The following is an 11,533-nucleotide window of genomic DNA, read 5'->3' as shown; positions in this document are numbered from 1 at the left end:
AGGAGCTTATAATCACTTAAATATGAGGAATAATATATACAAGATATTTATACTTGTTTTAATGAGTATTAATGCATTTGGACAATCACCGGATTGGTCTGTGAACGAAAATAGTTTTCAATACACTATGTCAATTGAAGGTTTTATCAATGTGGATGGAAAAACTTTATCCAACGTAAATGATAAAGTGGCAGCTTTTGTAAATGGTGAATGTCGCGGTAGTGCGAGGCTATTATACGTGCCAGCAGAAAAAAAGTACATTGCTTATCTAACCGTTTTTGCTAATGTGGATAGTGAGGTAATCAGTTTTAAAATTTATGATTCGGCAACTAATTCCATTAAGAATGTGGAAAAAACAAAAGTGTTCGAAAATAATAAGCATTTTGGAAACCTGTTTCAAGCGTACAGTTTTGCTAGTCCATCATTGAATAGTAGTGCTGAAATAGTCGATTTTAAATTTAAAGATTTAAAAGTAATAGATAAAACGGCTGTAGGATCGCAACTAACACTCTTTGTCGATAAAGACACAAATGTTTCGGCATTGAATGGAATATTTGAGCTAAGTCTTGGAGCTAAATTATTTGTAGGAACTATAAATCAGGTGTCAGGTTCAAACACTATAGATTTTAAAAACCCAGTTGAATTTCAAGTACTATCCGAGGATCAATCTGTATTAAAAAAATGGACAGTAATTGTAAAGATAGGAACAGCAAAATTTTATAAAAAAGATGCAGTGTGTTATGCTGGAGGTATTATCAAAGTTTTGTATGATGACAATAATGCTACTGTAACATTATCTAAAAATGGTAAATTAATCACCTCTCAAAAAGTGACTAATGGTGAAACTATTTTTAATAATCTTGAAGTAGGTGCCTACGTAATAAATGTAGGAGGTATGAACAAAGAAGTAAGTATTAAACAAAAAAACTAATCATGAAAACGAAAAACTCTTTTTTACTACTATTACTAGTTATGGCGTTTTTTTCCTGTTCGCCAGATGAAGAACCTAACGTAATGAGTCCGTCAAATATTTCTTTTGTTCATGCAGATGGCACGGCAATTGCTGAAAATGAATGTATTAATCCCAATATGAAATACGCAATCAAGGTAGAAACTACCTCTAAATTTAAAACTAAAGGCCAGCCGCTACGTGTAGATTATTCTGTTAATGGAGTTGTGTATACAATGAATTTCTCGATAAAAGGGGCGCAAATAATTCCAATTGTACTTGTAGAAGGAGATAATTTGGCACAAATATTAGGTAGTGATTATAAAGCGTACCTTAAATACCAGGGACAAGGAGATTTTGAATTAGTTGAATAACTAAATTAATAATATGTTAACAATGATATAGGATTAAACATTTAATTGGATAAAATAACCTTCTAAATTTTTGATTTAGGAGGTTTTTTGCTTAAAACACAATCGTTATTTCCTAAGGTCTTGGATTTAAGAATGCATTTTATGGTAAAAACCAATATGTTCTCAAGTCATTTATACAGTATATTTTATAAAAAGACAGCGAAAGTCATTCATTAAATTTTATTAACCTTAATGCAGAAGGTAAGGGTAATTACACTTAATTTTGCCAATGGTTTAAAATCGTATAACTGCTTCTTAATTAGTATTAGTGTAATTTTATTAGGATTTTTTTTTTAACTTTTAAAACGATGTTTTGTAATAAATAAAAATAAGAGTAATTTGGCTTTTATAAACGAAAAGGTTTAAGCTATCTTAAAGTAACTATGCTCCAAAAAAAGACCTACTTTTTTTTAATGATTTTTTTTGCTTTTTTTCAAGCAAATGCACAAGTTTTAAAAATTCCTTTTTCTAAAAAAGAGAATAAAACTATAGAAGCTATACTATTACAAAATAAAGATTTTGGGACCGATACAATTTCTTTAAAAAAATATTTAAATCCTTTATTAAAAGACAATCAATTTCTAGTCGTATACGAAGCTGTGTTAGCAAATGGTATCAGTGTGGCTTTTGATCAAATAAACCATAAAAGTAATCATCATTATTTACAGTCTATTGGTTGGGCAAAAAGGGACAAAAAACCCGCATTAGAAATTTGGACACAACTCAATTATATTAGCTATTTGTATAATTATCGAGATTACGTAAAATTAACTCCTTTACTATTAGAGGTTATCAACAAAACGCAGGTTATAGCTCCTGATGAGATGATCTTTCCGGGTGAATCCTTTAAAAAAATAGCGTGGATCTTACAATCATTTGGTGATTACAAGACGGCAATGTATTATTTAGAACTAGCAGAGGCCTATACAGCTAAGAACAGTTCAGAATATGCCAGTGTGCTAAACTCTATTGGGACGCATTATTTTAAAAATAATGATTCAAAAAAAGCGCTTTATTATTACTATAAAACCGCGAAGCTATCTCAACAAATTAGAGATACTTTGAATTATGCAAAATCATTAGGATATATTGCTGAGGTACGTCAAAAAGAGGGTGATTTAACCAAGGCAATTTCTTTATTAAAGGAAGACATTAGGCTATCTGAAAGTTGTGGAAATGATAAAAACACGATGCATGCTGCTATTTCCTTATCAGAATTGTATGTAGCGACAAATGATTTGAAACGGGCAGAGGAGTTTCTTGATAAAGCAATATTTATTGCCCGTTCAAAATCATATTTTAATATTTCTGAGCATAAAATTATTAAGCTTCAATTAGCTGTTTTACAAAAGCAAAATAACGCAGAGGATGAATTAATCCTTAGGAGGCGTTTGGCGACATTAGATGATTCTTTAAAAACAAAAGATGGTGAAATTGCAATAGGCAATGCCAGCTGGATTTTTAACAAAACTAAATTTGAAAAAAAACTAAACACTACAAAATTACAATACCAACAAGAATCATTTTTTAAGATTATGTATGCTATTATTGCATTTTTTGCCATTTTAATAGCTTTATTCATCTATTTTAATTTTAAGAAAAGATTAAAAAAGCGACAATTGGATTATACTCAGAAAGTGACATCATTAGAAAATGACAAGGTTGAAATGGATAAAAGATTATCTGAGGCTCACGAAGATTTAAGCACTCAAATTGAATATCTAAAAAATAAAAATGTTCAAATTAAGAAGTTAAAAAGTGAAATCATTACAGTTAAGGAATCTTCTTCTCATTATTTAGAAGAGAAAAGTGGAAAGCTAAATGCATTATTAGAGTCACATTTGATGACTGAAAGTAATTGGCATATTTTTAAGCGAGAATTTGAAAAAGAACATCCTGATTTCTATCAAATGTTATTATTTGAATATAAAGAAATAACGGATTCAAATATGAGAATACTATTACTTCAGAAACTTAATTTTAGTAATACTGAAATAGCGGAACTTTTAGGAGTTACAACTGAAGCTATTAAAAAATCAAAGCAGCGATTAAGGAAAAAATTAGGCGAAAAATATGAGAAGTTAGAACATTATTTAAGTTTAAATGCTTAGATGTAATAGTTTTTTTTCTATTTCAATCAAAAGCCCCCAGATAGCATTTGACTATTTGAGGGCGTTTTTTTTAGTATAAGATTTAAACAAAGGTTATTAAATCTTGTTAAAGCCAAATATTTCTTAGATAATCACACGCATTATTTCTCCATTTTTATTAATCATTTCGATGCGTACGGTTTGATTTTCTTCTTTTTTACTTAATAATTTTGACACTGTTTCTACATCGGTAGCTTTTACATTATCAATGCTCAAAATAATATTCCCTTTAAGCTCATCAGTATATTGTTTTAGGCTTTCGCTTGTTATTGATTTAATTTTCACACCATAATCAATTTTGAATCTCTTTTTATCAGCAGCTTCAATATTTTCTAATTCAATTCCTTTAAAATCAGTGGTGAAAAACTCATTTTTAGTAAGTACAACTGAAACTACATTCTCTTTTCCATTTCTAATATAAGTCACTTTTACTGAGTCATTTGGTCTTTTAGTATTAATAAAGCCGGAAAGATCAGCAAAAGTAGCAATCTTTTGTTCGTCTAGTTTGACAATTATATCACCTTTTGCTAGACCTGATTTTTGCGCACCAGAGTTTTTAGTTACTTTATTGATATAAAACCCTTCAGTTTGAGCAACGCCTAATTCTTTAGAGGCAATTCCATTAAGTTCACCTCCTTCAACGCCTAATATTCCGCGTTGTACGTTACCAAATTCCATCAAATCTTCAATTATTTTTCGAGCAATATTGGATGGTACGGCAAATGAATATCCCACGTATGAACCTGTCATTGACGAAATCATCGTGTTTATTCCTATCAATTCTCCACGTGTGTTGACTAACGCACCACCACTATTTCCTGGATTTACAGCTGCATCCGTTTGTATGAATGACTGGATTCCGCTTGTGTCTAAATCTCTAGCTTTAGCTGAAACTATTCCAGCAGTTACTGTAGAAGTTAAGTTATAGGGATTTCCCACTGCTAAAACCCACTCGCCAATTTTCACCGAATCAGAATTGGCAAAAACCGTGTACGGTAATTTTTCTTTTGCGTCAATTTTTAATAAAGCGATATCCATTTTGGAATCCGTTCCAATCAATTTTGCAGGATAGGATTTTTTGTTATTCAAGGTGATTTCAATTTCCGAAGCACCTTTAATTACGTGATTATTGGTTACTATATATCCATCTTCAGATATTATCACTCCAGAACCCGTTCCTACTTGCTCTTGTGTCTGTCCGCCTCTATAACCATAGAAATATTCTAGTATTGGGTTGCTAACTGTCCTTCTCGAAACATTTTTTACGTGAACAACAGTATGAATTGTTTTTTCAGCAGCAGCTGTAAAATCAATTACGTCTGCTGAGAGACCTACTTTTTTACCATAAGAATTGGCAACCGTTGTTATTCCTGAATTTTTGTCATGTGAAAAATAGCCGTTTGTATCAAATAATACTTTGTATGCTCCAAGTGTTACAGCTCCACTTAGCAACGAAACCAGTAAAAGTGTTGAAATTTTTTTCATATTATCTTCGTTTTTTAAAACATTTATATGTAAAATTAACACTAAAATCATTCCATAAATTAAGGTTTAACGCTCTTTAACAATGATTAACATTTCATTAATAGTTCGTACTTTTGTGTCAATAAATAAAAAATAAAATGCAATTAGAATTTTATAAATACCAAGGTACAGGAAATGATTTTGTAATGATTGATAATCGTTCGGAATTTTTCCCAAAAGAGAATATTGATTTGATAGCGCGCTTATGTGATAGACGTTTTGGTATAGGTGGTGATGGATTAATTTTATTAGAAAACAATAAGGAAACCGATTTTAAAATGGTTTATTATAACTCTGATGGAAATCAAAGTTCTATGTGTGGCAACGGAGGTAGATGTTTAGTGGCTTTTGCTAAAAAATTAGGAGTAATTGAAAATCATACTACTTTTATTGCAACGGATGGTTTACATCACGCAACTATCAGTGATGACGGATTAGTTGCTTTGCAAATGATAGATGTTACAGATGTACAAGTAAATCCAGATTTTGTTTTTATGAATACAGGTTCACCTCATCATGTACAAATAGTTGATGATCTCGAAAATTACAATATCAAGGAAAATGGAGCCCGAATTAGATATGGTGACTTGTATGGAAAAGCGGGAAGTAACGTTAATTTTGTGAAACAAATTGACTCACATACGTTCTCTTTGCGAACCTATGAAAGAGGCGTGGAGGATGAAACGCTTTCTTGTGGAACAGGTGCTACAGCTGTTGCCATTGCGATGAATGTCCTAGGAAAGACGGATGCTTCTTCGGTAAATTTGAATGTTGAAGGCGGTAAACTGATCGTTTCTTTTGACAGAGATGATAACATTTTTACGCAAGTAACCTTAAAAGGTCCTGCCGAATTTGTTTTTAAAGGAACTATTGAGATTTAAACGCAATTAAAAAATGAAAACATTAAAAGGGAATGACATTTATATCCGAGCATTGGAGCCAAATGATTTAGAGTTTATTTATGGTATAGAGAACGATCAAAGTATTTGGGAGGTGAGTAATACCAATACGCCATATAGTCGGTTTTTAGTGAAACAATATTTAGAAAATGCACATCAAGATATATATGAAGCGAAACAGTTGAGACTAGCTATTTGTCAAGATCAGGATTTTCCCGCAGTAGGTTTAGTAGATTTATTTGATTTTGATCCAAAGAATAATAGAGCAGGGGTTGGCATCGTTATTCAAGGAAGTGAAAATAGAAATCAGAATATTGGATCAGAAGCATTGCATTTATTAATTGAGTACGCCTTTTCTACTTTGAATTTACATCAATTGTATGCAAATATTGGCACTGAAAATGTAGCAAGTAAAGCACTTTTTACTAAATTTGGATTCGAATTGATAGGTGTGAAAAAAGATTGGACTTTTGTAAATGGAAAATACAAAGACGAAGCTATTTTTCAGCTAATCAATACTAAATTTTAAATCCTTTAGTTATAAAGGTTTGTAATTTTAAAATAAAAAAGAAAAATAGAGTTACTTTAATTTCTAAAAATAAAAAATACTTCAAATGAACATAAAGAAAATTATCACCATTGTATCTGTTGTTTTAATATCAGTGTTAATGATATATGGACTGATTCTTTTAAACCAAATTTTTTCTGCAAATACCAAATTTACTGAGAAAGAAGTTTACGTATACGTGCCAACAGCTGCTACATATGATGATGTAAAGAAAATAGTTTCGCCTTACATTGAAAACATGAATCGATTTGATTTAGTAGCGAGCAAAAGAGGATATGATGAGAATGTTGTTCCTGGTCGTTTTTTGTTGACAAAAGGTATGAATAGCTACGCTATTGTAAAAGCGATGCGACTTAATTCGCCCGTAAAACTAGCTTTCAATAATCAAGAGCGAGTTGAGGATTTAGCAGGACGTGTAGGATCGCAAATCGAAGCTGACAGTTTGTCATTGCTTACTTCCTTTAAAGATTCTATTTTCTTAAAAGAGAATGGATTTAATGAAGAAAATGTTTTAGCAATGTTTATCCCAAACACGTATGAGGTGTACTGGAATACTTCAGCTGTGAAATTCCGCGACAAAATGATTAAGGAATACCGCAATTTTTGGACCAAAGAAAGAGTTGTAAAAGCTGAAAAACAAGGTTTAACGCCAATTGATGCGACTATATTAGCTTCAATTGTTCATAAAGAATCAGTTAAAAAAGATGAAAGACCTAGAATTGCTGGCGTTTATTTGAATCGTTTAAGAGCTGGAATGCCACTACAAGCGGATCCAACAGTTATTTATGCGATCAAAAAGAAGTCGAATGATTTTGAACAAGTTATCAAAAGAGTATTTTACAAGGATTTAACAATGAGTCATCCTTATAATACGTATAATAATCTAGGACTTCCTCCAGGACCCATTGCTATGCCTGATATTACAGCACTTGAAGCGGTGTTAGCTCCTGAAAAGAATGATTTTATTTATTTCTGTGCAAGTATAGATCGTTTCGGATATCATGAGTTTGCTGCTACTTATGAGGAGCATACTAAAAATGCTAAGAAATATTCTGACTGGATTAACAGTCAAGACGTGAAAAGATAGTTTTGAAATTTAAAATAGGACTTCTATACCTGATTTTGTTTGGTTTTCAAATTGGCTATTCACAAAATAGGCAATTTGGAGATTTCTTTAAACCATCAGATTCTTTAAACGTAAGAAGACAGAATACAGTACTACTTTCTGAAACAGTTCTCGCTGCGGGTACTTTAATAGGTTTAAACCAACTTTGGTATTCAGATTATCCTCGCTCTAATTTTCATTTTATTAATGATAATTCGGAGTGGCTTCAAATGGATAAAGTGGGACACGCTTTTTCATCCTATCATTCAGGCCGACTTGGTTCAGAAATGTTGCAGTGGAGCGGTGCTTCTAAACAAAAGCAATTGCTTTATGGTGCAGGTTTAGGTTTTGCTTTTCTTACAGCAGTTGAGGTTCTAGACGGATATTCTTCACAATGGGGCGCTTCTACAGGCGATATAATAGCTAATGCTTCGGGAACGGCTTTATTTATATCGCAGGAATTATTATGGAACGAGCAGCGCCTTATTCCTAAATTTTCTTTTCACAGTACTCCATTTGCTAATGTACGACCAGAAGCTTTAGGAAGTTCCTTTTCAGAACAAATTCTAAAAGATTATAATGGTCAAACTTATTGGCTTTCTGTCAATATGCATTCCTTTTTTAAAGAGTCCAAAATACCCAAATGGTTAAATTTAGCATTAGGTTATGGAGCCGATGGAATGATTACTGGAAACACACAAAATATAGCTACTTTTTCAACTTCAAATCCTGAAAGATTTAGACAATTTTACCTCAGTTTGGACGTAGATTTAAAAAAAATTCAAACAAATTCTGCTTTTTTGAAAACCATTTTCTCGCTTGTAAATACATTAAAAATCCCGGCACCTACAATAGAGTTGCGGTCTCACGGCGCTCCTAAATATCACTTTGTTTACTTTTAGAAAAGTTTAACTACTTGATTATCAGTATTAATATTTTTATTGTATCTTTGCGCGTAGAAATTTCATAACGGGACAGCGTTTGAAGAAAAACAATTTATGATAAAGAAATGGTATTTTTATTCAAGTCTAACTGTAATTACAGTTTTTTTAAGCTTAGGTTTTAAACCTGCAAATGTCGAAACCAACCCCTGGTTTCTTATTAATGAAGAAGATGGTACACACTACTTATTTCCATCTCAAGAAGTAGAAGAATACGCTAATTTGAGCATCCCTTTTACTGGAAATTTCTTTGTTGGTTTTAGAGAAGCAGTTGGCTTCCGAGAATCACAAAGTAAATACAAAAAAATTAATTCTTTAGGTTATATAGGTAAATACCAGTTTGGTATTGAAACCTTAAAATCTGTTGGCATACATGATAAAGATGCCTTTTTGAACAGTCCAGAATTGCAAGAAAAAGCTTTTATAGCACTTTTAGCAAAGAATAAATGGGAATTAAGAAAAGAAATTGAAAAATACGACGGTAAAGTAATCAATGGTCTTCATGTTACCGAATCTGGTATTTTAGCAGCTGCTCATCTTGGAGGAGCTGGATCTGTAAAGAAATTTTTTAGATATAAAGGAAAACGCAATTTTAAAGATGCGTACGGAAGCTCCATAAGAAGCTATATGAAAATGTTTGGTGGTTACGATACATCGTTTATCGTAGCAAATATAAATGCAAAAGCAAGAACTATATAAAACTCATTTTATTCCTATAAGAAAAGGTCGTCATAACAATGATGGCCTTTTCTGTTTTTGTACAATTTTTGATTTTGAAGTTATGAGTGTTAACGCACTGCTTTAAACAAGTTGTTTGCAACAGCAAATACGGATGATTGACTATTAATTTAGCTGTTATTTTTTGAATCCGAATACAGTAACAGTGTTATTTTTTTGCTGTATTTCGTGTAGTTAGTGCTATATTAAATAAAAAATTAAATGTGTTTTTTTACTAAAGAATAGTAGTACATTTGATGTTAAACCAAAAAATTTGAATACACTATGACAGAGCAATCCAAAATTGAAAATTATGATCTTAAGCTAAATGAATCTGCAAAAGACTCTTTGAATGAAATTGCTAAATGGACTTATTATGTATCAATAATTGGTTACATCGCAATTGTATTAATATTCAGCGCTGGATTATATGGGCTGAAAATTTCTTATTCCATGAGACAAATAGGTACAGGAATGTATAGAATAGGAGGTAATTTGGGGATTTTGATGGCCCTTTTAAGAGTAGCAATGGCTTTGATTTATTTCTATCCTGTTTATAATTTGAATAAATTTTCGTCAGAAATGAAAGAAGCTATTAATGAAAATGATGCAGAAATGCTAGCAGCGTCTTTCAAATATTTGCAAAATCATTACAAGTACATTGGAGTGATGACCGTAATTATTTCTTTAATTTATTTGGTACTTTTTATACGTTAGATGATTTCTTTGAAAATTTTGAATTAAATGTGCTCTAATTTTTGTCTTTATTGCATAAATAATTAAACTTGTTTTTAAATATATTTACTGTTTTTACTTACATTCGAAATCAAACTAAAATTATAAAGTATGGAAGAACATTCAAATATCGTAAATCTCGATAGGTAGCTAAATGAATCTGTAAAGAAACTTTTGAAAGAGACCACAAAATGGGCTTATTTTTTAACGATTATTGGCTCTATAAGAATTGGGTTTATTGTTCTAATAGCACTTTTTGCTGGGACACTAATTTCCGCGACTTGTAGTGCAAATGCAATGTTAGCTGTTGGTGATCCTTCTTTTAGGATTTTTATCTCTTTTCTCTACTTTCTGGTTGCAGTATTTTATTTCTTACCTACTTATAACCTAAATAAATTTGCTTCCAATGCTCAAGCAGTTTTACGCGATAATGATTCAGAAGAATTGATTACCTCTTAATGCTATTTAAAATCACATTAACAATATATTGGAATTATGATGGTGATTATTTTTTCACTGTAACTTTTTATGTTTTTTGGGGTTTTTGTGGGCAGATTGCCGTTGTAATCTTTTGTTTTAATTCCAATACATATTTTAAAAGTATTTATTTCGTTACTATTAAAAAAACCCCTTAAAATCAAAAAACCATCTTGCGATTAACAAGATGGTTTTTTGATTTTAATAAATTAGAGCTGTTTTAATTTTCTTTTTTAGCAGCCGTAACATATTCCGTTAGTTTTTTTCCGTAAAGTGATTGCGCTACTTTTGGAGACATCGCTTTTTGAATCGTGTCTAAATATTTTATATTAATGTCATAGATGTCAGATAACGCAATGTAAGGAGCAACCTCATAATCTCTATTGTTCAAAGCAAAGTTAGCTGCAAATAAGTACTTTCTTTTTACATTAGCATCTTGTGCGACGTTGATACTATCTACTTTTTTTGCGTTTTGATTTTTTAAAGCACTGAATTTTTGCTCTATGTTAGAAAGATTTTTGTCTGTAAAAGTGCTATTTATTTTTCTGTACTCTTCGTATATTTCGTGGTTCTTTGAACCCGTAATTTTAGCATTAGATAAATAATTTTCGAGTGTCGTTTCGATACTTATATTCCCAGGTTCGGCAAAAAAAGGTATATTATTGTCTAATGAATTACTTGTCCCACGATCTAGGAATAAGTAAAGCATTTCAGGTGATTTAAGATCTAAATTACTAGTGAAAGTTGAACTTCCTTCAATTATAATGGTATCCATCGCTACAAATGCAGTGTCCACAAGTCGTTGTATATATAAAGTTCCTTTTTTTAATCCTTTGATATTTCCGGTAATATGAAGATTGCCTTTAGTTTCATTTTTGTCGCAGGCAACTAATAAAAGAAGTGTAACAATTGCAATAATTGATTTTTTCATGTGAAGTAAAATTTATTTTTCTTGGAATATTATTCGTTATTCTTTTCTGATTTCTTTAAATCAATATGAATTTATTTCCTTTTTAATTTTGGCGCAAAATAAAGAAAATTGTTGATATGATTCA

At 31.1% G+C, this 11,533-nt stretch carries 12 protein-coding genes; 10 read left to right on the top strand and 2 right to left on the bottom strand.

All coding sequences use genetic code 11. The features are described 5' to 3' along the window. Positions 1-22 precede the first annotated feature (22 nt). From LNP27_RS00505 to LNP27_RS00495, 3 genes are all read left to right on the top strand, one after another. Entirely contained in the window at positions 23-931 is a 909-nt protein-coding gene (locus LNP27_RS00505; protein ID WP_229942600.1) for a hypothetical protein, read from the top strand. Positions 932-933: 2 nt separating this feature from the next. After that, positions 934-1,323 (top strand): hypothetical protein, encoded by a 390-nt coding sequence (locus LNP27_RS00500; protein ID WP_229942599.1) that lies wholly within the window; start codon positions 934-936, stop codon positions 1,321-1,323. 452 nt (positions 1,324-1,775) lie between these two features. After that, positions 1,776-3,473 carry a tetratricopeptide repeat protein gene (locus tag LNP27_RS00495; protein ID WP_229942597.1) on the top strand — a complete coding sequence of 566 codons (1,698 nt, stop codon included), beginning with the start codon at positions 1,776-1,778 and terminating at the stop codon, positions 3,471-3,473. A 123-nt stretch (positions 3,474-3,596) separates the two neighbouring features. Here LNP27_RS00495 and LNP27_RS00490 read toward each other — a convergent pair whose 3' ends face one another. After that, a complete protein-coding gene (locus LNP27_RS00490; RefSeq protein ID WP_229942596.1) occupies positions 3,597-4,997 on the bottom strand; it encodes a trypsin-like peptidase domain-containing protein in 1,401 nt (466 codons plus the stop codon). Positions 4,998-5,134: 137 nt separating this feature from the next. Between LNP27_RS00490 and dapF the strand changes: the two genes are divergently transcribed. From dapF to LNP27_RS00455, 7 genes are all read left to right on the top strand, one after another. Beyond that, on the top strand, positions 5,135-5,917 hold the full coding sequence (gene dapF, locus LNP27_RS00485; protein WP_229942595.1) for a diaminopimelate epimerase: 783 nt from the start codon (positions 5,135-5,137) through the stop codon (positions 5,915-5,917). Between the two features lie 13 nt (positions 5,918-5,930). Further along, positions 5,931-6,464, top strand: a complete 534-nt coding sequence (locus LNP27_RS00480; protein WP_229942589.1) for a GNAT family N-acetyltransferase — start codon at positions 5,931-5,933, stop codon at positions 6,462-6,464. Between the two features lie 85 nt (positions 6,465-6,549). Beyond that, on the top strand, positions 6,550-7,590 hold the full coding sequence (mltG, locus tag LNP27_RS00475; RefSeq protein ID WP_229942588.1) for an endolytic transglycosylase MltG: 1,041 nt from the start codon (positions 6,550-6,552) through the stop codon (positions 7,588-7,590). Positions 7,591-7,592: 2 nt separating this feature from the next. Further along, on the top strand, positions 7,593-8,510 hold the full coding sequence (locus LNP27_RS00470) for a DUF2279 domain-containing protein (protein ID WP_428979008.1): 918 nt from the start codon (positions 7,593-7,595) through the stop codon (positions 8,508-8,510). A gap of 96 nt (positions 8,511-8,606) precedes the next feature. After that, positions 8,607-9,248, top strand: a complete 642-nt coding sequence (locus LNP27_RS00465) for a peptidoglycan-binding protein LysM (RefSeq protein ID WP_229942587.1) — start codon at positions 8,607-8,609, stop codon at positions 9,246-9,248. Between the two features lie 303 nt (positions 9,249-9,551). Then, entirely contained in the window at positions 9,552-9,983 is a 432-nt protein-coding gene (locus LNP27_RS00460; protein WP_229942586.1) for a hypothetical protein, read from the top strand. 192 nt (positions 9,984-10,175) lie between these two features. Beyond that, entirely contained in the window at positions 10,176-10,460 is a 285-nt protein-coding gene (locus LNP27_RS00455) for a hypothetical protein (RefSeq protein ID WP_229942585.1), read from the top strand. Between the two features lie 238 nt (positions 10,461-10,698). On the opposite strand, the gene LNP27_RS00450 is transcribed toward LNP27_RS00455, so the two are convergent. Beyond that, a complete protein-coding gene (locus tag LNP27_RS00450; RefSeq protein ID WP_229942584.1) occupies positions 10,699-11,409 on the bottom strand; it encodes a DUF4369 domain-containing protein in 711 nt (236 codons plus the stop codon). Between the last annotated feature and the right edge of the window lie 124 nt (positions 11,410-11,533).

The organism is Flavobacterium galactosidilyticum (genome assembly GCF_020911945.1).
GTDB lineage: Bacteria > Bacteroidota > Bacteroidia > Flavobacteriales > Flavobacteriaceae > Flavobacterium > Flavobacterium galactosidilyticum.
Note: the sequence above shows the minus strand (reverse complement) of the source record. Positions and strands in the feature narration are given on the sequence as shown.

Coding starts and splice junctions, on each gene's coding strand:
- LNP27_RS00460 (WP_229942586.1), top strand. CDS start 9,552: ATGACAGAGCAATCCAAAATTGAAAATTATGATCTTAAGCTAAATGAA.
- LNP27_RS00465 (WP_229942587.1), top strand. CDS start 8,607: ATGATAAAGAAATGGTATTTTTATTCAAGTCTAACTGTAATTACAGTT.
- LNP27_RS00500 (WP_229942599.1), top strand. CDS start 934: ATGAAAACGAAAAACTCTTTTTTACTACTATTACTAGTTATGGCGTTT.
- dapF (WP_229942595.1), top strand. CDS start 5,135: ATGCAATTAGAATTTTATAAATACCAAGGTACAGGAAATGATTTTGTA.
- LNP27_RS00490 (WP_229942596.1), bottom strand. CDS start 4,997: ATGAAAAAAATTTCAACACTTTTACTGGTTTCGTTGCTAAGTGGAGCT.
- mltG (WP_229942588.1), top strand. CDS start 6,550: ATGAACATAAAGAAAATTATCACCATTGTATCTGTTGTTTTAATATCA.
- LNP27_RS00480 (WP_229942589.1), top strand. CDS start 5,931: ATGAAAACATTAAAAGGGAATGACATTTATATCCGAGCATTGGAGCCA.
- LNP27_RS00450 (WP_229942584.1), bottom strand. CDS start 11,409: ATGAAAAAATCAATTATTGCAATTGTTACACTTCTTTTATTAGTTGCC.
- LNP27_RS00495 (WP_229942597.1), top strand. CDS start 1,776: ATGATTTTTTTTGCTTTTTTTCAAGCAAATGCACAAGTTTTAAAAATT.
- LNP27_RS00505 (WP_229942600.1), top strand. CDS start 23: ATGAGGAATAATATATACAAGATATTTATACTTGTTTTAATGAGTATT.